This window comes from Pedobacter psychroterrae, from assembly GCF_004331695.1.
Classification (GTDB): domain Bacteria; phylum Bacteroidota; class Bacteroidia; order Sphingobacteriales; family Sphingobacteriaceae; genus Pedobacter; species Pedobacter psychroterrae.
The window spans coordinates 1-24,524 of the sequence record NZ_SJSL01000007.1; the positions used below are offsets into that span (position 1 = coordinate 1).

General features: G+C 43.2%; 20 protein-coding genes and 1 other RNA gene. 8 read left to right on the forward strand and 13 right to left on the reverse strand.

The window, feature by feature from the left end:
- The first annotated feature begins 93 nt into the window (after positions 1-93).
- From EZ437_RS18245 to EZ437_RS18275, 7 genes are all read left to right on the forward strand, one after another.
- Positions 94-735, forward strand: a complete 642-nt coding sequence (locus tag EZ437_RS18245) for a DUF6266 family protein (protein WP_131597513.1) — start codon at positions 94-96, stop codon at positions 733-735.
- A gap of 103 nt (positions 736-838) precedes the next feature.
- Positions 839-1,354 (forward strand): LVIVD repeat-containing protein, encoded by a 516-nt coding sequence (locus tag EZ437_RS18250; protein ID WP_131597514.1) that lies wholly within the window; start codon positions 839-841, stop codon positions 1,352-1,354.
- Positions 1,355-1,357: 3 nt separating this feature from the next.
- Complete coding sequence (locus EZ437_RS18255; RefSeq protein ID WP_131597515.1) at positions 1,358-2,113, forward strand: LVIVD repeat-containing protein; 756 nt, start codon at positions 1,358-1,360, stop codon at positions 2,111-2,113.
- Positions 2,110-2,820 carry a hypothetical protein gene (locus EZ437_RS18260; RefSeq protein ID WP_131597516.1) on the forward strand — a complete coding sequence of 237 codons (711 nt, stop codon included), beginning with the start codon at positions 2,110-2,112 and terminating at the stop codon, positions 2,818-2,820. The genes EZ437_RS18255 and EZ437_RS18260 overlap by 4 nt, the downstream gene beginning before the upstream one ends.
- 36 nt (positions 2,821-2,856) lie before the next feature.
- Positions 2,857-5,130, forward strand: coding sequence for a redoxin domain-containing protein (locus EZ437_RS18265; RefSeq protein WP_131597517.1), 2,274 nt, complete (start codon positions 2,857-2,859; stop codon positions 5,128-5,130).
- A gap of 56 nt (positions 5,131-5,186) precedes the next feature.
- An RNA gene (rnpB, locus tag EZ437_RS18270) (RNase P RNA component class A) lies at positions 5,187-5,590 on the forward strand.
- A 124-nt stretch (positions 5,591-5,714) separates the two neighbouring features.
- Positions 5,715-7,124, forward strand: a complete 1,410-nt coding sequence (locus EZ437_RS18275) for a sigma-54-dependent transcriptional regulator (protein WP_131597518.1) — start codon at positions 5,715-5,717, stop codon at positions 7,122-7,124.
- A gap of 102 nt (positions 7,125-7,226) precedes the next feature.
- On the opposite strand, the gene EZ437_RS18280 is transcribed toward EZ437_RS18275, so the two are convergent.
- From EZ437_RS18280 to gatB, 9 genes are all read right to left on the reverse strand, one after another.
- Complete coding sequence (locus EZ437_RS18280) at positions 7,227-8,183, reverse strand: BT_3987 domain-containing protein (protein ID WP_165500472.1); 957 nt, start codon at positions 8,181-8,183, stop codon at positions 7,227-7,229.
- A 39-nt stretch (positions 8,184-8,222) separates the two neighbouring features.
- A complete protein-coding gene (locus tag EZ437_RS18285; RefSeq protein ID WP_131597520.1) occupies positions 8,223-10,061 on the reverse strand; it encodes a RagB/SusD family nutrient uptake outer membrane protein in 1,839 nt (612 codons plus the stop codon).
- Between the two features lie 8 nt (positions 10,062-10,069).
- Entirely contained in the window at positions 10,070-13,396 is a 3,327-nt protein-coding gene (locus tag EZ437_RS18290) for a TonB-dependent receptor (protein ID WP_165500473.1), read from the reverse strand.
- A gap of 248 nt (positions 13,397-13,644) precedes the next feature.
- Positions 13,645-14,829 (reverse strand): FecR family protein, encoded by a 1,185-nt coding sequence (locus EZ437_RS18295; protein ID WP_131597522.1) that lies wholly within the window; start codon positions 14,827-14,829, stop codon positions 13,645-13,647.
- Positions 14,830-14,879: 50 nt separating this feature from the next.
- Positions 14,880-15,464 (reverse strand): RNA polymerase sigma factor, encoded by a 585-nt coding sequence (locus tag EZ437_RS18300; RefSeq protein ID WP_131597523.1) that lies wholly within the window; start codon positions 15,462-15,464, stop codon positions 14,880-14,882.
- Positions 15,465-15,621: 157 nt separating this feature from the next.
- On the reverse strand, positions 15,622-16,344 hold the full coding sequence (locus EZ437_RS18305; RefSeq protein ID WP_131597524.1) for an RluA family pseudouridine synthase: 723 nt from the start codon (positions 16,342-16,344) through the stop codon (positions 15,622-15,624).
- Between the two features lie 49 nt (positions 16,345-16,393).
- On the reverse strand, positions 16,394-17,083 hold the full coding sequence (locus EZ437_RS18310) for a response regulator transcription factor (protein WP_131597525.1): 690 nt from the start codon (positions 17,081-17,083) through the stop codon (positions 16,394-16,396).
- A gap of 105 nt (positions 17,084-17,188) precedes the next feature.
- Entirely contained in the window at positions 17,189-18,298 is a 1,110-nt protein-coding gene (locus EZ437_RS18315) for a TlpA disulfide reductase family protein (protein WP_131597526.1), read from the reverse strand.
- Position 18,299: 1 nt separating this feature from the next.
- Entirely contained in the window at positions 18,300-19,766 is a 1,467-nt protein-coding gene (gatB, locus tag EZ437_RS18320) for an Asp-tRNA(Asn)/Glu-tRNA(Gln) amidotransferase subunit GatB (RefSeq protein ID WP_131597527.1), read from the reverse strand.
- Between the two features lie 219 nt (positions 19,767-19,985).
- Here gatB and EZ437_RS18325 point away from each other — a divergent pair, with 219 nt between their 5' ends.
- On the forward strand, positions 19,986-20,444 hold the full coding sequence (locus EZ437_RS18325; RefSeq protein ID WP_131597528.1) for a hypothetical protein: 459 nt from the start codon (positions 19,986-19,988) through the stop codon (positions 20,442-20,444).
- A gap of 22 nt (positions 20,445-20,466) precedes the next feature.
- On the opposite strand, the gene EZ437_RS18330 is transcribed toward EZ437_RS18325, so the two are convergent.
- Genes EZ437_RS18330 through EZ437_RS18345 form a run of 4 tightly spaced genes read right to left on the reverse strand, consistent with a single transcriptional unit; the run spans position 20,467 to position 24,475 of the window.
- Entirely contained in the window at positions 20,467-21,555 is a 1,089-nt protein-coding gene (locus tag EZ437_RS18330) for a dipeptidase (protein WP_131597529.1), read from the reverse strand.
- A 4-nt stretch (positions 21,556-21,559) separates the two neighbouring features.
- On the reverse strand, positions 21,560-22,684 hold the full coding sequence (locus EZ437_RS18335; RefSeq protein WP_225869619.1) for a D-TA family PLP-dependent enzyme: 1,125 nt from the start codon (positions 22,682-22,684) through the stop codon (positions 21,560-21,562).
- Positions 22,674-23,150 carry a RidA family protein gene (locus tag EZ437_RS18340; protein ID WP_131597530.1) on the reverse strand — a complete coding sequence of 159 codons (477 nt, stop codon included), beginning with the start codon at positions 23,148-23,150 and terminating at the stop codon, positions 22,674-22,676. Before EZ437_RS18340 ends, EZ437_RS18335 begins: the two co-directional genes overlap by 11 nt.
- Positions 23,151-23,161: 11 nt before the next feature.
- The gene (locus tag EZ437_RS18345; RefSeq protein ID WP_131597531.1) at positions 23,162-24,475 is read right to left on the reverse strand and encodes a gluconate:H+ symporter; all 1,314 of its coding nucleotides are present in this window, start codon (positions 24,473-24,475) and stop codon (positions 23,162-23,164) included.
- Between the last annotated feature and the right edge of the window lie 49 nt (positions 24,476-24,524).

The window sequence follows — 24,524 nt, forward strand, 5'->3', positions numbered from 1 at the left end:
CGGTAGAAGGCATCTGCCAAACATTTTTGAAGCAAAAATATTAAAATTAAGAGTAGTAATTAACAAGAACTCAGAAACAAAAAAAAAGAACATATGGCAATTTTAAAAGGCGGAATCCTTGGTGGATTTACAGGAAAAATCGGGGATGTAATCGGTTACATCCGATTTGGGAAATCTTACATTAAGATGAAATCCAAAAAGAAAAAAAAGAAGGCTTCGGACAAGCAGGTCGAGGCAAGAAAGAGAATGTCGGTAGCAGTCAAATTTATCAACACGGCAAAAACGTTTGTGGCGATAGGGTTTGCCCAATCTGGCGCCAGGAAAAGGCGAACAGCCTATGCGGATGCAGTTTCCCACCAGATACTCTATGGGCTGAAGGGCGAATATCCGGCGGTGAGTATCGACTTTGAAAAGGTAATGCTTGCCAAAGGCAACATGCCCGGAGTGCAGCAAGCTGAAATTGTGCCCATGGCAAATGGCGTTACATTTAATTGGGAGCCAGAACTCATGGCAAGCATTTATCACATTCAGTCAAGGGCGATGTTGTTTGTGTATTGCGAAGATCTCGGCAAGTCGTTTTACAACTTAAATGCCGCGAGAATTATGGACAAGACGGATTTTATGGAATTGCCTTTGAATTTTAAAGGACATAAACTTCAGGCCTACATTGCTTTTGCCAGCGACGATAGAAAAAAGATCAGTGACAGCAGGTATATTGGCTACGTTGATTATTAATGTAAGGCAACGTTTAATTTATTGTTACATTAATTTTTCAAATACCTGTAGCAAACTGATGGATAATAGCGTCTGTGTTAATATAATTTAATATATTCGCTATATGAAACGCATCTCTACTTTTGTCCTGTTGGGTCTGGTCACGATCTTCGCTTCCTGCGTAGAAAATTCCCGTTGGGCCGACCCTGTCTCTGTCTATAAGCCTGTGATGATGGATCGCGCCTCCTTAGAAAAATCTATAGTGTGGCACTCCCCTGTGGATATTAAATCTCCTGCAAAGATCTATTATAAAGACAATTACATTCTGATCAGCGAACATTTTAAAGGTGTGCACATCGTGGACAATGCTGACCCTAAAAACCCGGTCATCAAAGGTTACATTAGCGTTCCAGGCTGCGTAGACATGTCAATGAAGGAAAATATCCTGTATGTAGACAATGCTGTAGACCTGGTGGCCATAGACATGAGCAAGATTGGCATTGGCCAGATCGAGGTAAAAAAACGGATCAAGGAAGCTTTCCCTGAACTGGTACCTCCGGATGGGTTTTCATTACCGCATAGGTATACAAAGGGAGTTCGTCCGCAAAATTCTGTGATTGTAAACTGGGTAAAAAAATAAGTTATGAAATCTCTGATTAAATATACTGCTGTAGCTGCCCTGCTTGCGCTGGCTGCTGCTTGCTCTAAAGGCGGCTCTGGTGTACAGAGTGATCCTTTTACCGGATCTGGTACGGGAATGGGCGGTTCGATGGCCCGCTTTACCATCACGAATGATCATCTTTATACTGTGTCCGATACTAAGATGTCTGTTTTTGATATCAGTACAGCCAGCAATCCGGTTCATAAAAACACACTGGATATAGGCTGGGGCGTGGAGACCATCTTTCCACTAAACGATAAGTTGTTTATCGGCACGCAAACAGGCATGAAGATCATGGATGTAAGCAACCCGATTGATCCTTTTAAGCTTTCTGAATACCAGCACATCAGGAGCTGCGATCCGGTAGTGGCCAATGAGCATTATGCATACGTGACTTTGCGGACCGACAACATGTGTACCCGTGGCACCAATGAACTGCAGATCATTGACATTGCTGATGTAACTAAGCCGGTAATGGTAAAAAGCTATCCCATGGGCAAACCGCAAGGCCTTTCTTTGGACGGCAACAATCTGTTTGTATGCGACAACAGCGTCGTGAAATGGTATAATGTTACCGACCCTAAAGTACTGGTTACCAAAAGTGTGACGACGGTAGAGGGTACAGACCTGATCGCCCGTGACGGAATTTTGATGGTGATAGGCCCTGGGGGCTTATCGCAATACAGTTATGATACCGGAGAACTCAAATTACTTAGCAGAATCCCTACCACTTTATGATCAATTATAAAAGAAACTGCTTAGCAGTGCTGGCATTATTATGCCTGGAAATATCTGTAAACATTGGGAACGCTTCTGCCCAGGAAAATGTAATAGTTGACACCACATATTTGGATAAAGCTGCAAACAAAAGGTCTGTCAGTGTATCGCTGCAGCCCTTATTTATGCTCATCAGCGCTGGCAAAATCGATATTGAACTGCAGCCGGCTGGAAAGAGGCACGCATATATATTGACAGCTGAGGTGTATGGTGGCCGTGTACAAGACAGGAGCAATGGATTTGATACCCGCAGTAACGGAGATTGGGATAAAGTGAACGGCGCCGGCGTGGGAATATCGCAGAAGTTTAAATTTAAAAATGAGCGTTCCAGTCCGTATGTAGCTTATGGACTTACCTACCGCTATCAGGAAATCAGTTTTGAAACCGAAGGATTTTATCCTTACGAGCAGGACGGCCTGACCTATTATGATTACGGATCGCTGGAGAAAAACCTGGTGATTAGCAGCGGATTGGCCACTACAGTGTTTGGCTATCAGAAAATAGCAGATGATTTTGTCTATGATTTTTATTTTGGCTTCGGATATAAAGCTCAATTGAAGGAAACGGACTTTATGGGCCTCAGAGAATATGACGATAACATAATGAATTATGCTTATAAAGGTTTTGGTATGGTAGCAGGATTTAAAATAGGTTTTCAGTTTAGGTAAGGAATGATATAAGCATAATATTATTATATTTAGCTTATGAAATCACTATTAACGCTCCTTATTGCTGCATGTGCAACAACTGCACTCTCACAGCAAATCAACGTTCCTAAAAACAAGGAATTTGAGATCAAAAGTACCAATAAAAATGCGGGCCCTTATATAACCGATGAAGAGTATGTATATGCTTTTAAATCGCTGGGTAAGAACGCAGAAGGCAACAGCCTGTTTGAGTGCAAAATAGTAAAGGTACTCATCAAGGATAAAAATTCGCCCGGCGGTGTATTGCTGAATACTGATTCGGTGAGAAAAACAAACTTCTATTCGACTGCAGTTTTATTGCCCCTGGCCATGCTGAACCAACCCTTTACGGTGACTGTAAGCCCTAAGGGCAGGATACTTGGCATCTCTGACAGAGCTGAATACCTAAAAAAAAGACTGGGAGAATGGAAGATCGAACAACAATACATAGATCAGACGCTGAGCAATGCTGATGGAGATTTTGCATCCCGGTTACAAAGCCTGTTCCTGGAGCTTCCGGACCAAAAAATTGCACTGTCATCTGAATGGAAATCGAAAAATGCAGATGTCCCTTTTAAAGTGACGGGCAGTCAGGGTGGAAATATGGTTATTAATTCAAACGTGAAGCAGGAAGACGGCACTGTGCTGAATAGTAAATATGTGATCAATACGAAGACGGGAATAGTGGAAAGCGCAATGAGCACATCCAAAGGACCACAAATAAACTATACCGGTACCCAAAAGCTCGGCAACCGGATATTGAGATCGCAGACTGATTCATCATGGGTAAACATGGCTGTCAAGATGAGCTATTGGAGCGAGTCTCTGAAAAAAGGCACGGTGTATGACTCTGTAAAGGTCAACCAATTACTGAATAACAAAAATAATGAGCGCTTTGCCAATGACCCGTATTTCCTGCTCAACAGGCTGAATGCGACACAGGGCCTAGATGGTCCAAATTCGCATTTGTTATATTACAAACTCCTGGTAGACATTCCAAATGAAGTAATCAAGAACAACCCTAGCCACTTGCATAATAAACTGGGCGAGGCATTAAGTCAGCGTGGAGCGGCCGAAGCATACGAAGTGAGTAAATACGCGCTGAAAACCAGCTCTTTTGATGACTGGATACAGCATTCTTTCGCACAGGGATTTTTGGTATATGACCATAACAACGCAGATGAAACTGCAAGACGTAAAAAACACTATGAATTAGCAGCGCTATTTCACAAAACTAAAGACCCATTGTACCAATTGAAAACGAACGCTTTGTACTTATGGGCTACTGCAAAAAATGAAAAGGAAAATGTACCCTTGCTGGTGTCGACTGCTAGTGCTTTTGAAAAAATGAGCGATGAGGAAATGAAAACAGGCAATGGCAGCAGGTATTCGTTAATGGTATACAAAATGCTTTTGGATGCTAAGAAACCAGTTGAGGCCGATAGTTTGTTGAATAAGACCATTGCCAAGTTGGAAAAATATGCTGCGGATACTTTAAATGTAAACCGCTTTGCTGAACAGAACATGCTGGCGGGGGCCTATTATTTTAAATATCAGCAGGCAGAAGCGGCGGCTAACCCGGATGCGATGACCTACTTATCAAAAGCAGCCCAATATTCCCCGAAAACGCCAAAAGAAAAAGCCCATTCAAGTTTTTACGACCGTGTATTCATTAAAAACAAGGAAACCTACAGACAGGAGTTTATCGACAAACTGATGAGCAATGGTAATGAGGAGCTGGCACTAAAGGTGTTTGAAGAACACATCAATGCAGAGCCGGACAACGTTGAGGAAATGCATGCATTGTATACCAAGCGGTTTCCTGATAAGGATTTTAACAAGTTTTTCGTTAACAACATCATGGGCGGCTGGAAGCCTGCTCCCGCCTTTGAATTAACGACGATAGACGGCAAAAAGCATTTACTGGAAAATTTTAAAGATAAGTGGCTGGTGCTTGATTTCTGGGGAACCTGGTGTGGACCATGCAGAGCGGAAATGCCTACTGTAAATAAATTCAGCGAGGAAGTAGCAGCCGGCAAGCATGAAGGGGTTGAGTTTTTGAGCATTGCCTGTCGCGACAGCGAAAAAAGTGTGAAGGCCTATATGGAAGCCAATAAATTTTCTATGCCGGTAGCAATTTCTAAAGGCGATGTAGAAAAGAATTTTAAAATCAGGGGCTTTCCTTCTAAAATACTCATTGCTCCTGATGGAAGGATGATGAACGTAGAATTCGGAAAAAACTGGCAAAAAGTTTTGCAGCAGTACAGCAAATTGTATGCTAACAGTCGCTAAATCATCATCTTACAGCTAAGCAGGAAAATAGCTTTTTTTGCTTTATATTTGCGCCAAATGCAAGCCGTTCTATCGCTGTTCCTTTATTGGGAGAGAGGAAAGTCCGGGCAACACAGGGCGTCCCGCTTCCTAACGGGAAGAGGTTTGGGAATGAACACCCGAATTATGGAAAGTGCCACAGAAAATACACCGCCGATGGGACTTGGCTGATACCGAAAGGTTGAGCTGCTGACACAGGTAAGGTTGAAAACGTGAGGTAAGGGCTCACGATTTTTGTCAGCGATGGCAGAACTGGTAAACCCCGGGAGTTGAAAGACCAAATAGGCTAACGCATGTAGGGCTGCCCGTCCGATGTTAGTGGGTAGGTCGTTAGAGATAAATGGCAACATTTATACTGGATTAATGATAGAAGACCTGAGCAATCAGGTTACAGAACCCGGCTTACAGGCTTGCATTTTATTTTTTTAAATGGGTATTACTCGTTGAGTATAATGATTTTAAATAGCTTCAGGCGGAGCTTAAAAAGAGTTATATTCTGATAAAAGTAATATATTAGTGACATAAATTAAAACGTTGCAGCATATATGGCAAAATTGTTAATTATTGATGATGAGAGGGCGATAAGAAGCACTTTACGGGAGATCCTGGAATACGAGAATTACGAAGTAGAAGATGTTGACAATGGAATTGACGGGCTTGACCTGATCAGGAAAAAGAAATACGATCTGGTGCTATGTGACATCAAGATGAATAAAATGGACGGTATGGAAGTGCTGGAACAGGCTCAGGCTTTTAGCCCCGACCTTCCTTTTATCATGATATCTGGTCACGGAACGGTAGAAACGGCAATCGAGGCGAGTAAAAAAGGGGCTTTTGATTTTATATCTAAACCGCCAGACCTGAACAGGTTGCTGATCACTGTAAGGAATGCGCTGGACAGAGGTAACCTGGTTACCGAGACCAAGGTACTGAAAAGAAGGGTTAGCAAGACCAGGGATATTCTGGGCAGTTCTGAAAATATCAACAGGATTAAAGAAACGATAGAACGCGTGGCCCCTACTGAGGCGCGTGTGCTGATCACTGGTGCAAATGGTAGTGGTAAGGAATTGGTAGCCCGCTGGCTGCACGAAAAATCTAACCGTGCTGATAATCCGCTGATTGAGGTCAACTGTGCGGCTATTCCGTCTGAACTTATTGAAAGTGAATTGTTTGGACATGAGAAGGGTTCATTTACCTCTGCGGTAAAACAGCGGATCGGTAAGTTTGAACTGGCAAATGGCGGTACTTTGTTTTTGGACGAGATCGGTGACATGAGCCTTTCTGCACAGGCAAAAGTTTTGCGTGCGCTGCAGGAGCATAAGATCACCCGGGTGGGTGGCGAAAAAGAACAGGAAGTAAATGTGCGTGTACTTGCTGCAACTAATAAGGACTTACTTAAAGAAATTGACGACGGTAATTTCCGTATGGATTTGTACCACCGTCTGAATGTGATCAATATCCATGTTCCTCATTTGAGAGAGCGTGTGGAGGATATTCCTGAGATTGCACAGAGCTTTTTGGAGGATATCTGCAAGGATTATGGAATGCCTGTGAAGAAGATTAGCGATGGCGCTTTGGTAGCATTGCAACGATTGCCATGGACAGGTAATGTGCGTGAACTGCACAATATGATAGAACGTCTGATCATTTTAAGTGATAAGATGATTACGGAGCATGATGTAGTGGCTTTTGCTAATCCGAGTGGTGGTACCAATATTGGTGCTGCTACGCATACGAATGGGGCCGTTGCAAATGTACCTTCATCTGTGGCGGTGAATTATGATAAGTTTACTAATTTCCAGGATTATAAAGACCATGCTGAAAGGGAATTTATTAAATTCAAGCTGGAGAAAAATAACTGGAACGTATCTAAAACTGCAGATGATATTGATATTCAACGCAGTCATTTATATAGTAAGATTGAGAAATTTGGCTTGAAAAGAACGGCTGAGTAAAGCTAGCAGGAAATGTTGGTCGGCCATAAGCCGCACTAGGCCTTTAATAAGCATAAAAAAAGCTCCTCGATGTTCGAGGAGCTTTTTTTATGTGTTATAGTTTTAGTACTTGTAAACCACAAATTCAGCAAGGAACGTAAGGTCCTGCTTGCCTTCAAGCATCGTGATCCTGATGTTCTTTAAGAACTGCCGCTCGATCGGGTATTCCTGGTGGCTTAACAAACCGGGATTAAACTCCAGGTTTTCTCCCAATGAATGCCAGGTTGTACCATCCAACGAACCTTCAAGCTTGAATTTAGTAAATCCATTTGCATTATTTTGCCTCGGTGCCATGGCGATCTTGGTTACATAGATCGGTGCAAGCATGTCAAAACTCAGCCAGTGCGGGTAATTGCTGCGCGGAGCCGAATAACGGGCATGCCAGATAGTAGCCAGGTTGCCGTCCAATACTGCCGATGCCAATCCGGTGTTCTCTCCTGTAGGCTGCTCTGATGAAGCTGAAGCTACCCATCCTGCAGTAGGGGCGGGCATCTCTTCCAGTTTTGGTGCGACGATAAAGATCGTTTTGGCAGTAGGATTGAGTGCATAGCCTGATGCATCAGTAATGGTCAGCGGCAACAAATAGCTTTTTTGAGAATCGAACTTTGTAGAATAATATTTGATCGAAATGAGATCAGAAGTCATCCCTCCTTTCGGGATTACCACATCCATTTTATTTATTTCATAGGAATCTGTAGGGAACAGCTCATAAGGAGCCAGCGCAGAATTAACCCTGATTACATTTAAACTATCAAGTGCCTTTTGATCTATTGCCAGTTTGATGTTGATATTGCTGGCCGGGTAACCCAGAGCACCTATAGAAGCGCCAAAAGTAAATGTACGTGCCGTATCAGCATATGGGAAGATGGTTAAATTCTGCAGGCCTCTATTGGCTTTTGCGATAAAGATCTTTGCACCTTCTTTGGAATCGCTCTCCTCCTCATAAGAAGTATTCTTTTCGCAGGCACTGAAGCCTAACAATGCGAAAAGAAGTAACAGGTTATATTTTGTGATTTTCATCTTTATGAAATTTGGTTTCATATACTTATTTATAAATGATTAATACCCCGGAAACTGAACCATTGCTTTATTTCTATCTGCTTCGTTCTGACCATAAGGCATAAAGTAATAACGTCTTTGCCATGGCGCCCTGTTGATGGCCGCAATTCTTTTATGATAGGCAGGATCAGAAAGCGAAGTGCCCGCATCCATGTTCATTCCATAAAATGCACCACCTTGATTAGAGCCCGGTTTATCAGCGATCTTCCAGCGGCGTACATCGAAATAACGGTTACCCATCTCAAAGCAAAGTTCTATACGTCTTTCAAGGCGTATTTCTTTACGAAGTTCTTCTTGTGAACCTAAAGTCAGGGATGGAAGCCCTCCCCTGTTGCGCACTGCATTCAGATACTTTAATATATCTGAATTGCCGGGTTCTGCTTCATTTAAAGCTTCAGCATAATTCAGGTACAGCTCCGCAAGCCGGATCAGCATAGCCGGACGGGATACGTTTACCGCAGGACTAGCGCTATAGGTAGGATGCAGGTTTTTGCGCACTACATATCCTGTTTTAGGCCAGTCGCGCGGCGCTCCTGATTTACCTGAAGTACCAGTATTGAAAAACTCAACCCTGGCATTGTTGGCGCCGGTTTTCGCGACAGATGGACTCACAGAGCCATTGAAGGTGATGTCTACATAAAAGCGGGCTTCCCTACCAGTATACATCGTGTTAGTCCCAGCTACATAGTATACGGTAGCGGGTTTGTTGTAGGTGTTTTCATTGTAACCTGGGTGACCAGTTATTGGCAGGCCATCAGCCATTCTGAAATCGTCTACCAGGCTTTGAACCACTCCTATTCCATTGTAAGCAGTACCCTGTGTAGAACGCGGGGCCACACTTATTTCCCATCCGCTGGTTCCGCTTGCGGTTCTCATCCATATACCTTCGGTTTTCCAGCCGTCCCAATACAGGTTGCGGGTGGATAAGAAAGCCGCACGGAAAGGATCCGCATCGTTAAATTTGTACAATGCTTTGTTTTGTGACTCTGCCAGATCAATTGCTGCTTTGGATGCATCAGCCGCTTTTTTCCAGCGAGTGGCATCATAAGCAGGATTGATTAGTACTTTGCCATCAAGGTTCTTAAAATCAGAGAATTCTGCATTTCCATTGTACAATGGACTGGCATGGTATAATAAAATCTGGGATTCTACCGCGGTAGCTATGATCTTATTGATACGTCCTGTCTGTGCAATATCAAGATCAGCACTGCCTACAGCAAAATTGTTGAGTGGCAGGTCTTCCTTCGCAATTGCAATTTCTCCAAGCACGAAGGCAACGCTTTCGTCCCATGAGCTTCTAGGGATCTGGAAGTCATCTTCAGGAGCCATTGATTTTAACGGCATGATCACAACCGGCCCTACTTCTTTCATCATGAGCCAATAGTAATAGGCCCTTAAGAACCGGGCTTCTCCTTTATATTGTTTGATCAGTTCTGTACCATTTACCAGCGTCAGGATTTCCTGGTTTCCTTCTATTCTTTCCAAAAAGATAGTGGCTGCACGGATGCGCTCATAATATGCGGCAAATCTGGAAGGCGTAGTGCTTGGCGACATCGCACCACTCGTTAGCGCGGGTGTATTCCAGTTTGATGCATCAGCCTCGTCAGTTGTAATCATGTAAATATTTCCAAAATTACCCAGGTTCCATGGATCTGGTACAAGCGAGTACAACCCGGCCAGCCAGTTTTCAGTCTGCCCTCTGTTGGCAAAAATGTCTTCTACTTTGGTAAGGTTATCTGGAACGGTATCAAAAAAACCCTTTTTACATCCCGGGAACATTAGCACTGCCAGGCAACATGCAATTGCCAATATGTTATGATATATTTTGTTTGTCTTCATGGTTTATGTTATTGAAAGTTAGCGCGTAAACCCATATTGTAGGTAGTGATATTTGGATAAGAAGCCCCACGGCCATCTCCAAGTTCCGGATCCCACAGTTTCCATTTAGAAAAGGTCAGCAGGTTGGTACCGTTGGCAAAGATCCTGAGGCGTTTAATGGCTACTTTGGACAGGAACTTATTATCAAAGTTGTAACCTACTTCAGCACTCTTTAAGCGGATATAATCTGCACGCTGCACCCACCAGGTACTGGAATAGTAGTTGGTGGTGATGTCCTGATTGGTAGAAAGACGTGGATAGAACGGTCTTGGATTTGGATTGTCAGGTGTCCAGCGATCGTTGATAGAGGTATACATGTTGCCATAAGAAGGTCCCTGAGAGAATGGTGTAGTACCAAAGCCACCCTGGTAACTGAAATCTACCAGGCCAGCTCCCTGAAAGAACAAGCTGATATCAAATTTCTTATATCCACCTCCAAAATTCAGACCGTATATAATACGCGGAACAGCGCCATAACCTATGCCTGTCTGGTCATCTGAATTGATCAACCCATCACCGTTCAAATCTTTATAACGAATATCGCCGGGGCGCACATCGCCAGATTGAATGGCTGCATTGTCTACTTCTTCCTGGCTCTGGAACAGACCTGTGGCAATATAACCAAAACGCTGACTGATCGGCTGACCTATCCGGTTCAGGTAATCATAACGCCATGGTGGCAAACCATCAAATACTGCTAAGTTTTTGTTGTAGTTGAAAGTCCCCCTGAAGCTAAAGAAACTTGCATCATCAAAATTCTTAGTATAGTTCATGGTGGCATCAATACCTTTGTTATTGGTCTTACCAATATTGTTGTAAGGGATATTACCAACGGTAAAACCTGAATTGTAAGGGATTACATAGTTAGGCAAAAGAATCCCTTCACGGTTTTCTTTAAATAGCTCGAAGATAAACTGCAAGTCGTCTTTAAGGAAATTCAATTCTATACCCAGATTTTGTCTGTAAGAACTTTCCCATTTAACATCACCACCAATACGGCTTTCCCCATATCCGCTAAAGGATCTTGATGCGCTCGGGTCACCAAAGGAATAGTCATAACCTGTTCCGATAGTGGTCAGGTATAAAAACCTCAGGTCAGGGCTGTTATTTGATGCATTTCCAGATACACCATAGGTATAACGAAGCTTGAAATGGGAGATGATGTTTTTAACAGGTTCGAAGAAGGGTTCGTTTGACACAATCCAGCCTGCACCTATAGAGGGGAAAAATCCATAACGCTTGCTAGGAACAAAATTGTCCGATCCGGAATACGAAAAGTTTCCTTCCGCAAAATAACGGTCTTTGTAACCATATGTAGCCCGGCCTACATAATTTCGCTGGCGGTATGGAATGGCACCTTTGTAATTATTTACACGTGAGGTAGCATCACTGTAATCTGACTGGTTGAATAAAGCGAGGCCAGATACATCGTGGTTACCGAATTTTCTGGAATAATTAAGTGCCGCCTCATTGTAAAAGCGTCTGTCTCCAAACCTCGTGTATCCATAGCCAAGGTCATTGGTTCCCACTGTACTGATAGCGGTGATCAGGTTTCCTTCTGCATCCCTGCTATTGCCAAAATAAGTTTGTACAGTCCTGGTACGGTTCAGGTTGTTGTTTACGTTTACGTCAAAAGCAAATAATGCGGAGAAGTTCAGTCCCTGGGTGATCATACTCAGATCCTGTGCAACTTTCAGATTGGATCGTACGGTATTGTTATAGCTGGTTGTAACTCCAGACTGAGTAAGCGCCATAAGCGGGCTAGGAAGTGTGCCCGGCAACTGTGGCCATTGCCCGTTGGAATAACGGGTAGGGATGATATGCGGAGCCGAACTCGTAGCCAGTGCAAATAACTCATTTACCCCAAATCCGGGTTGGTTCACATTGGTGATAAAACCATTTACCCCAAGGTCAAGCTTAGTAGTTTTGGTGATGTTTACCCCTACATTACTGGTGAAGTTAAACCTGTCCATTTTTAGTGTAGAGTTGTATGACTGAACCTCATCACGTTTGAACATTCCTACCTCACCATAATATCCTGTAGATATATAATAGGTAGCATCGTCTGAACCACCACGTACGTTTAATGTAGCACGGTTGTTATTGCCGTATTTATTGAACAATTCGTCATACCAGTTTACGTTTGGATAAATGTCAGTATCCTCACCAGAAACGTGCTTGGCAATGCGCTCTTCAGTATATAATGGTGTCCTGCCACGCATGGTAAGTCCTTCGTTGTACAAGGTCATGAAAGATGGGCCGTCCAGAAACTCGGGAATTTCGGTAAACTTGCTGGTACCCTGGTTGACCTCAGCATTAATTGCAGGTTTTCCTGATTTCCCTTGCTTGGTAACGATGATGATCACCCCGTTTGCACCTCTGGTACCATATACTGCTGTTGCCGATGCATCTTTTAGTACTGTGAAGCTTTCAATATCTTCAGGGTCTATGTTGTTGATAGATCTATCTGGCACTCCATCAACCACCAACAATGGCGTTTGCGGACTGGAAGAAAATGTAGCGATACCGCGAATAAATATATCTGCTCCATCTGCACCGGGAGCACCTCCCCTTTGATAAGCTACTACCCCTGCCAGACGGCCTGCTATTGCTGAAGTAAGGTCCCTTACCGGAAGCTTTAATTCTTCAGGACGCAAAGTTACCTGTGCGCCTACCAGACTGGCCTTCTTTTGCCGGCCGTAACCTACTACAGCTACCTCCTCCAGACTTCCGGCCTCAGGTTCCATCACTACATTGATGTCTACCTTATTGCGTACCGGAGCTAGCTGCTTCTTATAACCTATATAGGTGAATTCCAGGGTATCGGTAGGTTCTACCTCAATGGTAAATTTACCATTGCCATCGGTAGTGGCACCGCCCTGTTTGCCTGTGACCCTGACATTTACACCGGGTATCGGACTTGCCAGTTCGTCTTTTACTGTACCCGACACTTTCATCTGTCGCTGTACAGATTGCTGGGCCAATGTGGTTCTCGGCTTTTCGCGTTCTTTTACAACGATTGACTTTCCGGTTACGGAATAAGTTAGCGGCCTGTTATCAAGCACTTTTGAAAGTGCCACTTCCAATGATACTTCCTTAAAATTGGCCGTAACAGGCTTTACTTTCTCAATATCAGTGGATATAATAATGATGTTATATCCTGTCTGCTTTCTTATTGACTTCAATACATTATCCAGCGGCTCATTGGTTACGTTTAGCGTAACTTTACTCTGAGCCAGGCTGCCTGCATTTACCTGCAATAACGCTGATATTATTAACACAACTGTCAATTTCATAATTAATACAATTTTCTTGTTCATACAGAAAGGACTATATGAACCAGAGAAATAAATTTTCATACATTTGGATTGGTTTGGTTAAGATTGCTTATCGCATGTATGCGATAGGTAATCAGATTCAGTTAATTGTTTTGTTTTCAGACTAATGTTTAAAAGGATTATCCAAACTTCGCCAGGGATGCTACAACATTCCTGGTTTTTTTTTAAGTTAGTTATAGGTGGTTTGGAATCATCGCCAGGTAGAATTATTGCATAATGGTAATCCTCCTTCCTTCAGTTTTAAATTTGAACTTACCTGTTGCCTCCAGCAATTTCAATACTTCTGCCAGGTCGGTATTTTTATCAATAGTCCCCATTACTTTGGTTCTATTGCCCTCTGCACCTATGTAGGCTACCTCTACATCATACCAGCGTTCGAGCTTGCGCATGATCATATCCATATTGTCATTTTCAAAGATAAAATAACCGTTTTTCCAGGCTATGGCCTCTTCTGTATCTGCATTTTTTACATTAAATGCGCCCTTATGCAGCACCGACTGCTGTCCCGGTTTGAGAATTACATCGTCTATATCTGCGGTTCGGGATGACGGGTAGCTGAGAGACGATACTTTCACACTTCCCTCGATCAATGTTGTTTTAGTATCAGATTCATCTGAATAGGCATTTACGTTGAAATGTGTTCCTAAAACGGCTATTTCCTGATCATCCGTAATGATTTTGAATGGCTTTTTCTTGTCTTTAGCTACTTCAAAATACGCTTCACCAGTCAGCTCCACCTTTCTTTCAGCAGCAGAAAATCTGGCGGGATACTTGAGCACCGAAGCAGAGTTTAGCCAAACCTTTGTACCGTCGATCAGCACTATCTGATACTGTCCGCCTTTTGGTGCTTCAAGCACATTGTATTTGCCGTTATCTGCATCGGCTTCGGCAGTTACCTGATAAACAATCTGTCCATCTGATGTTTTAGTGATCTTAACGCCCGACTGCATGGCGAGTGTACCCGTGGTACTATCTGACAATACGATCCGTTTTCCATTGGAAAGTGTAAGGTATGCTTTATTGCCGCCCGGCTTGATCTGCGGGTTATGCTCAGCAACAAATTGCGCTGTATCTGCAGATCCTCCGTAATATGCAAAATAATAAACGCCTACGGCTACTGATACAAATATAGAAGCGGCCACAAGTATGCGTTTTGTATTGATGACCCAGGTGGGATGTTCAGGATCTTTATTAGCTTCTTCTTCTATCTTTGAAGAAATGGCTTTCCAGATGTCCTCTTTTGTATCGGGATAGCGTGGATCGGGTAACTGGTCTAAGGCCGACTCAGACTGGGTATTGTACCAATGCTCTACCACAGCTTTTTCCTGAGGTGTACAAAGTCCCTTCTTGTATTTTTCGAGTAGTTCTTCTTGTCTGTTAAAATCTTCCATCCTTGTAAACGGCCTTTTTGAGAGCTGTTACAGGTATAACGACTTAGTAGCTACCAGGTAGTAGAGAGCAATAAAAAAAATATTAATAAAGGTCCAAGTTTGGCTTTAAGGATGTGCAGGGCGTTGCTGATCTGCTTTTTGACAGTCTTGTCAGAAATGTTCAGGTATTCTGAAATTTCCTTGTGCGTTCTGTATTCCTTACGGCTTAGTTCAAAGATCTCTCTCATTTTTGCCGGAAGTGCTTTGATCTCCAGTTCTATCTGATAAGCCAGATCACGCTGACGTACCAGGGTATCAGGAGGCTGTACCTGGTTTTCCATCTCATTTTTCAGAGAAGTCATGTATTTTGCCTTTACTTTTGAATGTTTGATCTGGTCCAGTATCTTGTTTCTGGTAGCGGTATAAAGAAAGGCCGCAAGCGGAACATGAATGCTGGTATCCTGCGCTTTTAACCAGAACATCACAAACACTTCCTGCACCACATCTTTTGCTTCCTCATCATTCTGAAGCATTTTTCTGGCGTGGCGATAGAGGATTGCCCAATATTTGTCATATATAAGTTCGTACGCATTTCTGTCTCCCTGCTGGAAGGCATGCAATACTTCTTCATCATCAATACATAACAGCCTACTCATTTCACATTATTTAAATCGCTATGAATTTCCTTTTAACCCGTTGTGTGTGTGTAGGAGCTAAGCTATTAATTAAAAATACATTGAAGACTGGAATAGTCTGCACAAACGTTTGCGTAAGACCGGGCGACAGGAAAATTAGCGACAAAAGACTAAATTATTAGGCATCAAACTTATCCAGCAGTTTAATGAGTGTGGAAAAATCTTTTGGATACGGTGCGTCGATAAAGATCTCCTGATCATCGAGCCCCTTAAACGTAACAAACCTGGCGTGCAAAGCAAACCGCTTCATAATAGGTTGCTCATCTTCATCTTTGGCAATGCGATAGCTCTTTTTCATGCTAGACAGATAGACAGGTTTGCCTTTGTACATTTGGTCGCCCACAATTGCAGCCCGCTGCGTAGCGAGGTGAATCCTGATCTGGTGCATACGGCCTGTAACAGGCTTGCATTCCACCAGCGTATAATGTCTATAATTTTTAATCGAATTGAACCAGGTTTCGGCACGCTTGCCTTCCTTTCTATCTATCGTTACGCTTTTATTCCCGTCGTTTAGAATAGGGAGATCGATAAACAGGTCTTTAAAAGTAAACTGTCCGTCTACAATGGCATGGTAAACTTTATTTACTTTACGCCTTTCGAATTGCATAGATACGTGCCTGTATGCTTCAGGTGTTTTGGCGATAACCATTGCGCCTGAAGTTTCCTTGTCCAGGCGGTGTGCCACCTGCGCGTCGTCTGAATATTGTTTGGCCAGGCGCAGGATATTTACCTCTCCTGAGCCGCCACGCTCATCAAGCGAGGCAACAAATGGAGGTTTGTTTACAACGATGTAATCATCGTTTTCGAATAGTATAAGGTCTTTGAAATTTGGGTACTTCACTCGGTGATTTTATGTAAAGTACAAAAGTACGGATTCTTTGTCTTATTGTCTAAGACAACTCGAACTTATACCCCACTCCTTTTACGGTAGCTACATAAGTTTCACCTAGCTTCTCTCTAAGTTTGCGAATATGGACGTCAATAGTACGGTTTGTTACTACTACAGAATCCTCCCAGATGTTTTTGAGGATGGATTCTCGCGTGTATACCTTGCCTGGTTTTGATGCAAGCAGGTAAAGTAACTCGAACTCTTTTTTGGCCAATACAACCTTAACACCAGCCTGAAAAACCAGGTAAGCCTCTCTGTCGATCACCAAATCTCCTATCTCCACTTTGTTGTCAGAAACATCGTCCGCACCTGTATTTCTGCGTAGTATAGCATTGATCCTGCTTACCAGTGCTCTTGGTTTAATTGGCTTCGCGATATAATCATCAGCCCCAACATTGAAACCGGCTATTTCCGAGTATTCTTCGCTCCTGGCAGTAAGGAATACCATAAATGTATTCTTAAACTCCGGAATGGCGCGCATCAACCTGCAAGCTTCTATACCATCCATCTTAGGCATCATGATATCGAGAATGATCAGATCTGGATGAACTCTCTTTGCAGTAGCGATCCCTTCCTGACCATTATTGGCCAAAAATACCTGGTAGCCTTCTTTTTTTAAGTTGTATTCTATCAACTCTAAAATATCCGGTTCATCATCAACAATTAATATCTTTTGTTTAACGGCGCTCATAGCTTTAATTATTTGTTACGAAATTAGGTAATCAATTATAATATAGCGTTAAACACGTGTTAACAAATTGTTAAGACCAACATGTTTATTAACACGGATTTAGGATTATAGTAAAGTCTTACTTAAAAAGGCTTCAAGTTCATCCCCACGTAAATTTTTAGCGATAATCTTTCCACTTGGATCTATCAGGAAAGAACTGGGAATGGCTTCAATCTGGTATAGTCTGGCTGTCGGACTTTCAAAATCCTTTAGGTCACTTACATGGGTCCAGGTTAAATTATCATCCTGAATGGCTTTCTTCCATGCTACCGGGTCTTTATCAAGTGATATTCCGATTATGGTGAAGTTTTTATCCTTAAATGTATTGTAGGCTTTTACAATATTTGGATTTTCCTGCCTGCATGGCATACACCAGGAAGCCCAGAAGTCCAGCAATACATATTTTCCTTTGAAATCTGACAGTTTCACAGGCTTACCCTCCAGATTGTTGATGGTAAAATCTAAAGCATTCTGTCCAACAGAAACGGCTTTTAAACCTGCCATTCTGGTCAGAAATTCAGTAACTACTTCATTTTTATTAAAGCTGCTCTTGATCTTATCAGAATAATCGATCATCTCCTTTTCATATTCTGCAGGATTCAGCAGGTTGATGGCATAAAACCCAGCCAGCGAACTGTTATTGTCCTGTGCAAATTTTAACAGCGCATCGTTGAGTGCTTTAATCTCGGCATTGTATTGAGGCATCATCTGCTGCATGATCATATCCCTGTTATGAGGCTCCTTTGCAACTGTTTCCTCAAATGTTTTCTGTAAACCAGCCATTTTAGCAGTATACTGATTTTTTGTGGTGTTCATCTCCTGTAGCTTATCTGCCTCGGTAGCACCGGAAATTTCATAGGCCATATTTGGATCAGTCAAATCAGCTTTAATATTTACGTTGTCTCCATTTGCGGCAATAATCATATATTCTTTATCATCGGCAGTCACCTTAAAGAAATCTGCACCGGGTGTTGAATGGGTAAACTTGAACTCCCCTTTGTCTGAAAATACGGTGGAATCCAGCGCAGCTGTATTATTTTTGTTTATTCCATACAGATAAACCTTACTTTTTGGGGTGGCATTTTTAAATTCACCACTAATTACAAATTTATCTTTGTCTTTACATGCAGCAAAAGCAATGCAGACAACCAGTATATATACTAACCTTTTCATCATGTTATTTTAGTTTATCCAATAAGTATTCATTCACTTTTTGCGGGTCGGCCTTTCCTTTAGCAAGTTTCATTACTTCGCCTACAAACAGACCCAACACCCCTTTTTTACCTTTTTTATAAGCCTGTACCTGTGCTTCGTATTTGGCCAGGACCTGATCGACATACGTGAGGAGCTCATCGCCATTTTCTTCGATCAGCAGGTTGGCTTCTGTGGCGACTTTGAGTACATCCGCCGCAGCAGGTGATTCCAGCAACAACGGCAGCAACTGTTGTAAGGCAATTTGCTGTGTGATTTTCTTCTGATCTACCATATTAATGACATCTGCCAGCTGCGCAGGGCTAATTTTAAAATCTGCTATGCCTATTTCCTGTTCATTCAGTAATGCCCGGATAGAACCCGTAAGCCAGTTTACCAGGCTCTTTTTATTGCCGACAAGTGCCGAGGCAGTATTAAAATAGCTCAACAGCTCATGGTCTTCAGCAAGCATAGTTGCCTCTGAGTCTGTGATGCCATACTCCAGCACCAATTGACTGGAGATTTCTCTTGGCAAAGCAGGCATATCTGCCTTTAATTGCGCCAGCCATTCATCAGATATTTGAATAGGTGCCAGATCAGGATCGGGAAAATAGCGGTAATCATTGGCCTCTTCCTTACTTCTCATCGGTGAGGTAGTGCCCTGGTCTGCATCAAAGTTTAGGGTACTCTGGATAATTTTTCCACCACTGCAGATCACTTCTTCCTGGCGATTGAATTCAAAATCCATTGCCCTGCGTACGTTTCTGATAGAATTGAGGTTTTTAACCTCACAACGTGTGCCATAGGCAGATGTACCTTTTTGCCGGATGGAAATATTGGCGTCACATCGTAAGCTTCCTTCTTCCATATTTCCGTCACTCACATTCAGATGGCGCACCAGTTTCCTCATTTCGATAAGCAAAGCAGCCGCTTCTTCTGAACTTCTGATATCCGGTTCGGTAACGATCTCTATCAGCGGTACTCCGGCCCTGTTGAGGTCTACATAAGAATATTGATCGTTCTGATCGTGCATGCTCTTGCCGGCATCTTCTTCGAGGTGAATGCGGTTGATGCCTATGCGCTTTTCCTCGCCATTACTTAAGGTAACATCGAGGTATCCGTTCTGACAAATGGGTTTATTGTCCTGCGTGATCTGATATCCTTTTGGAAGATCTGCGTAGAAATAATTCTTTCTGTCGAAGTAATTGAGCTGGTTGATGGTACAATTCAATGCAAGGCCCATACGCACCGCCTTGGCCACTACTTCTTTATTCAATTTGGGAAGTGCGCCTGGCAAAGCCAGTGATACCGCCGAGATGTGTTCATTCGGTTTTGCACCAAAAGCCGCACTGTCTGAGGAGAATATTTTTGTCTCTGTATTGAGTTGTACGTGGATTTCCAAACCAGATACCAATTCAAATTCTGATGGAGAAACTGCAGTGTTCGTACTCATTTATAGGCAATAGTTACTTTATAGGATTTGTTTTTGACATACAAACATAACCATTTGCATGTTATTAATGGAGATTTGTAGCCAGAATTATACCTGGGCATCAAAGCGATTTTATATTTCGTGGCACAAACTTTGAATTTAATATCACACACACAATAATTAACACACCATTTGCGGAAGCAGCCTGGTGTAATTTTGAAACCTTTAAATCTAACAAGTATGAAAAAGCTGTTTTTATTGACGATGCTTGGGTTAGCATCAGCAATTACCTTACCGGCTACTGCGCAGTTGAATGTAAGCATCAACATCGGGTCGCAGCCGCAATGGGGGCCATCGGGTTATAATCATGTAGACTATTACTACATGCCGGAAATCGAAAGTTATTACTATGTCCCTACCAAAAAGTTCATTTATTATAGTGGTAATACTTGGGTACATACCCGCTCACTACCTACCAGGTACCGTAATTATGACCTGTATTCAGGGCCAAAATATGTGATCAATTCGCCGAGGCCATACATGCAGCACAATGTTTACAAAGTGAAGTACAGTAAACACAAGCCTAAATATGTTCAACATCATAATGTAAAGCAACATCATGTAAAGCACAAAGGCAATAACGGTCATGGCGGCAAGCACAAATCAAAAGGTGGAAAGCACGACAATAGAAGACATTAAAATATGAGGCCTGGGAAAAGAATTATTTCCAGGCCTTTCTTAAAAAGCGCAACCAGTTGCCGTGCATCAGATTGTCGATGTCATCATCCTGATAGCCACGTTTACCGAAAAGATCAGGGATCTTCTGGAGATCAGCTATAGTTTCTAAATCATACGGACATTGTTCCCTTCCGAAAGCTCCGTCGAGGTCTGAACCTATCCCGACATGATAAGTATTGCCGGCCAACTGGCAAATATGATCTATATGGTCTATCATTTTATCCAGATTGCAATTCATTGCTTCCGGGGTTGAATGGTCCCGCCTCCAATTCGGAACCATCATCCAGGCATCCATCGGCGCACCTATTACTGCACCGCGACCTATTAAAGCTTTTAGCTGCTCGTCGCTAAACTGCCTGTTGTGGTTCACCAGACTACGGCAATTGCTGTGAGAAGCCCAAACGTGTCCACCGAAATGATCTAACGCTTCCCAAAAGCTATCATCACAGAGGTGTGTGGCATCCAGAATAATGTTGAGCCGTTCCATTTCTTTTAATAACTGATGCCCATTTTTACCCATGAAACCCGTGGCATCTGTACCTTGAGCATACCTTCCGGGCCCATAGTGTGCCGGACCAAGAGCTCTTAGACCATTGTTATATGCTTTTTCGAGGTATATCAAATCTACGATAGAATCAGCTCCTTCAAGACTTAAAATGTAACCTATGGGTTTTTCGCTGTTGTTTTTCCCGGGACCATCACTTTCAGCTGCCTGCCACAAGAGCAGATGATTTTCCAGGCCTTTTAGATCTTTGATTTGCACCATCTCTCCCTTGTCCTCCATCGCTTTGTACCATGCCAGCTGTCCCTGGGTTTGTGCCCATGCCTGCTCCGGCGAATGCCATCCTGGTAAGGGATTTCCTTCAGCGACATACCGGGCTATTTGTGTAGCTACTACCAAGCCCACATTCCCCTTCCTCAATTCGGGCAGGGATACAGTGGCTTTGCCCCTGTCCGGTTTGTCTATCATTCCTTCCTCCCTCCTGTTAATAGCTGCAACGGGCTTCGTCAGGTCCCTGTTCCACTCCAGGGCATTCATACTTAAATCTAAATGGGCATCTATGGCAAACATTGGCTTATATATTAATTTTTCTGTCTCTTGAACTGATCTTCCATTCTCCCATTATTTGATTATCCTTGACAATAGCAGCCCTTTCATACAAGGCCACCGTAGGGCAAATATGCTTTGGTAATGCATACAGCACATCGCCGATCTGAAGACCGTGGTCTGCGCCCATTTCCAATACCAGATGCTCTTCGCTCTGACTAACCACCCGGGCATTTGGTGCATTGATAAAATACACTCTTTTGGTAAGTTCATTTTCAGCAGCTACGGCTTTATGGCCCAGATCCACTGTAATTGTTGTTTGACTGGGAAGGGAAACCACCCTTGTCAACACCATCGCAGCGATCAGGTATTCCTGCTCTTTGAAGGAATCCTGGTAGCCTTTATCCCACAAAATGAAAGTACCGGGACTACATTCTACCTCACTCTCTTCAGCATAGAACGGAAACGTGGGAGTGCCGCCAGCGATGATTCGTGGTCGCGGTAATCCTGCAGCCACAATCTGCTCCGAAAGATTCCTGATTGCATCCCAGCCAGCTTGCCATTCCTCTCTTCGTTTTTGTAACGAGGGCTTGTGTATATGACCGTCATAACCATGCAGACCTAGCATGTTTATTCCTTCTATCGTACTTGCAGCCAGATAGAGCCTGAGTGCCTGATCGCCAGAGGTGATGCCTGTACGGTTCATCCCAATATTGAGATCCAAAAATACATTAACCGGTTGTGCAGCTTTCCGTCCTACTTCCGAAAGCATCTTGATTGAATTTGCATGATCAAACAGACACGAAAAACTCGTGGACGGATACCTGCTGATTAACTCAGCATAGCGGGTTATTTTTGGCCCTACAGGCTGATAGGCCAGCAGCACATTGGTCGCGCCGCATTGGGCCAGCATCTCAGCCTCTGCTATGGTCGCGCATTTAAACTTCGAAATGCCTGCATTGAGCATTAATGTAGTAATATCGGCAGATTTATGAGTCTTGACATGTGGCCTCAGTCTGTCGACGTGATCTATGCTGCTTTTTAGTTTCTCTATGTTCTCAGCAATTCTGGCAGGATAAAACACCAATGCAGGGGAATCCAGTGTATCCAGATCATTTATCTCAAACCATTCATTCATTGAATTACTCATCATGAAGTTCGAATAACGCTTCAATTTCTACAGGAATATTATCCGGCAAGGAGCCAAATCCCACTGCACTTCTGGTCCCGATTCCATTTTCTTCTCCCCATACCTGCGCGAACAGCTCACTGCATCCATTAATAATAAAAGGATGTTTTTCAAAATCAGGAGTGCAGTTTACCATGCCAAGTACTTTAATAACCCGTTTTACTCGATTTAGACTGCCAAGGTTCGATTTTATGGTGGAGAGCATGGTTAGGCCGACCTGTCTTGCGGCCAATTTACCGACCTCCTGATCAATGTCCTGCCCGATTCGACCGATGATGAGGGATTTGTCATCACGAACAGGTCCGTGGCCGGACAGGTATAAATATTTTTCGTCCACCAGACAGGGTTTATATACACCTAGTGGCGTAGGCGCGGGTGGCAGGGATAATCCTAATTTTTCAAATTGTGCATCGGCATCAAAAAACTCCATAGTTATATAAATTATATGATTGCATTCAGTAAAAGTACGCCCAATAGTCCCATCACTCCTACTATTGTTTCCATAAGCGCCCAGGATTTAAAAGTATCTTTCATAGACAGGGTGAAATACTCCTTAAACAGCCAGAAGCCGGAATCATTTACATGAGAAAACATAAGACTGCCCGCACCGACCGCAAGCACCATGAGGTTGGGATTTGTACCAGAGCTTTGCATTAAAGGAATGATGATGCCGGCTGTAGTTAAACCCGCTACAGTAGCCGAGCCTACGCAAAAGCGGATCAGTGCTGCGATAAGCCATCCCAAAAACAAGGGATGCAATTGTACACCCTGAAGGTGCCCTGCTATTTGGTTGCTCACCCCGCTCTCTATTAAAATCTGCTTCAAAGCACCAGATCCAGCTATGATCAGCAAGATCATCACAATGTCTTTAAGTGCATCAGTATAAAGACCCATCACCTGTGAGATCGATTTCCCTTCGGATGTTCCCAGCAGCCAGGTGGCTACCATTAATACGATCAACATTACTATGGACGGATTTCCCATGAAAGCCGCTACATTGATCAGTACAGAATCTGCAGGAATAAGCAAGGGCACTACAGCCGCTAAGGCCAGCAATAGTACGGGAAGTAAGGCCGTGAAAAAGCTTTTGAAGGAGCTTGGCAATTGATCGTCGGGTATTTCCACAGCCTTAAATGAGGCTAGTGGTGTAGCTGGAATCTTCTTTAAAGTTCTTGAAAACAAGGGGCCTCCAATGATGATTGCGGGAATCGCCACTGCAAAACCATACAACAAGGTAAGCCCCATGTTGGCATTAAACTGGATCACCAATGCTGCGGGAGATGGATGAGGTGGTAAAAAGCCATGCGTAACAGACAGCGCGGTAAGCATAGGAAGACCTACATAAAGGGCGGGCAACTTAAACCGGTACACCACCGAAAATATCAAGGGAATCATGAGTACAAAGCCAACCCCGTAATACAAAGGTATACCTACCAAAAATCCGGTGAGCATCATGGCCCACTGGATGTATTTCTCACCAAATACCTCCATCATTACCTTGGCTATTTTCTGGGTGGCGCCACTTTCAGCTACTAGTTTTCCAAGCATCGCTCCCGTGGTAATAATGATGACGAGGCCGCCCAGTATATCGCCTATTCCCTTTTCTACAGATCCTGCAATTTTAGTAAGTGGCAGGCCCAGCATGATACCGGCCGTAATGGAAACCACTAAAAAGGCAAGAAAAGGATTGATTTTAAATGCTGAGATCAGCACAATGAGTAAGGCAATGGAGAGGAGTACGATCAGTATTGTCATTAGCTTTAGGTTCGTTGTTAAACCTAAAGCTAATGATAATAATGAGAAT

What these genes read in the sequence shown, in the direction of transcription:
- EZ437_RS18245 (WP_131597513.1), top strand. Translation starts at nt 94, where the DNA reads ATGGCAATTTTAAAAGGCGGAATCCTTGGTGGATTTACAGGAAAAATC.
- EZ437_RS18250 (WP_131597514.1), top strand. Translation starts at nt 839, where the DNA reads ATGAAACGCATCTCTACTTTTGTCCTGTTGGGTCTGGTCACGATCTTC.
- EZ437_RS18255 (WP_131597515.1), top strand. Translation starts at nt 1,358, where the DNA reads ATGAAATCTCTGATTAAATATACTGCTGTAGCTGCCCTGCTTGCGCTG.
- EZ437_RS18260 (WP_131597516.1), top strand. Translation starts at nt 2,110, where the DNA reads ATGATCAATTATAAAAGAAACTGCTTAGCAGTGCTGGCATTATTATGC.
- EZ437_RS18265 (WP_131597517.1), top strand. Translation starts at nt 2,857, where the DNA reads ATGAAATCACTATTAACGCTCCTTATTGCTGCATGTGCAACAACTGCA.
- EZ437_RS18275 (WP_131597518.1), top strand. Translation starts at nt 5,715, where the DNA reads ATGGCAAAATTGTTAATTATTGATGATGAGAGGGCGATAAGAAGCACT.
- EZ437_RS18280 (WP_165500472.1), bottom strand. Translation starts at nt 8,183, where the DNA reads ATGAAAATCACAAAATATAACCTGTTACTTCTTTTCGCATTGTTAGGC.
- EZ437_RS18285 (WP_131597520.1), bottom strand. Translation starts at nt 10,061, where the DNA reads ATGAAGACAAACAAAATATATCATAACATATTGGCAATTGCATGTTGC.
- EZ437_RS18290 (WP_165500473.1), bottom strand. Translation starts at nt 13,396, where the DNA reads ATGAAATTGACAGTTGTGTTAATAATATCAGCGTTATTGCAGGTAAAT.
- EZ437_RS18295 (WP_131597522.1), bottom strand. Translation starts at nt 14,829, where the DNA reads ATGGAAGATTTTAACAGACAAGAAGAACTACTCGAAAAATACAAGAAG.
- EZ437_RS18300 (WP_131597523.1), bottom strand. Translation starts at nt 15,464, where the DNA reads ATGAGTAGGCTGTTATGTATTGATGATGAAGAAGTATTGCATGCCTTC.
- EZ437_RS18310 (WP_131597525.1), bottom strand. Translation starts at nt 17,083, where the DNA reads ATGAGCGCCGTTAAACAAAAGATATTAATTGTTGATGATGAACCGGAT.
- EZ437_RS18315 (WP_131597526.1), bottom strand. Translation starts at nt 18,298, where the DNA reads ATGATGAAAAGGTTAGTATATATACTGGTTGTCTGCATTGCTTTTGCT.
- gatB (WP_131597527.1), bottom strand. Translation starts at nt 19,766, where the DNA reads ATGAGTACGAACACTGCAGTTTCTCCATCAGAATTTGAATTGGTATCT.
- EZ437_RS18325 (WP_131597528.1), top strand. Translation starts at nt 19,986, where the DNA reads ATGAAAAAGCTGTTTTTATTGACGATGCTTGGGTTAGCATCAGCAATT.
- EZ437_RS18330 (WP_131597529.1), bottom strand. Translation starts at nt 21,555, where the DNA reads ATGTTTGCCATAGATGCCCATTTAGATTTAAGTATGAATGCCCTGGAG.
- EZ437_RS18335 (WP_225869619.1), bottom strand. Translation starts at nt 22,684, where the DNA reads ATGATGAGTAATTCAATGAATGAATGGTTTGAGATAAATGATCTGGAT.
- EZ437_RS18340 (WP_131597530.1), bottom strand. Translation starts at nt 23,150, where the DNA reads ATGGAGTTTTTTGATGCCGATGCACAATTTGAAAAATTAGGATTATCC.
- EZ437_RS18345 (WP_131597531.1), bottom strand. Translation starts at nt 24,475, where the DNA reads ATGACAATACTGATCGTACTCCTCTCCATTGCCTTACTCATTGTGCTG.